The organism is Thermococcus sp. M36, from assembly GCF_012027355.1.
Lineage (GTDB): Archaea > Methanobacteriota_B > Thermococci > Thermococcales > Thermococcaceae > Thermococcus.
Genome location: NZ_SNUH01000206.1, coordinates 1 through 446, shown reverse-complemented (window position 1 = coordinate 446; position 446 = coordinate 1). Strand labels below are relative to the sequence as shown.

The window sequence follows — 446 nt, the reverse complement described above, 5'->3', positions numbered from 1 at the left end:
CCATTGCACAAACTTATGCCCGCAAAGGAAATTTTACATTAACAGGTAAATTAGATGGAGCTGATTTTTATCAGTTAGGCTTTATCGGTTATAAAGAAACTGTTGAGTTATTCATGCACAATGAAAACATAACCATCAGCGGAGAATCTTTCAACATTAAAAAAGCAACAGCAACAGGCTCTTTATTAAACAATGAATACAATGCTTACTTAACGCAGTTTAATCCGTTAAAAGATAAATTACAAAACACCGCTACTAAAATAAACAATGCCAAGAATCCTTCTGTACAAAGAGATTCACTGATAAGAGTTTTTGAAGCCACCAGGAATAAAGTATTAGAGCAGGTTCAATTAACGGTAAAACAAAAGCCTGCATCCCCTGTTAGTGCGTTTGTATTATTTGCTGTTAACCCGTTATTCGGCAGTGCTGATGAATTAGAAGCAAGG

1 protein-coding gene is annotated in these 446 nt (G+C 35.2%); it reads left to right on the top strand.

All coding sequences use genetic code 11. The features are described 5' to 3' along the window. Positions 1-446, top strand: a 446-nt coding sequence (locus tag E3E36_RS12005; RefSeq protein ID WP_167895596.1) for a DUF4369 domain-containing protein, incomplete at both ends; no start/stop codon positions are given.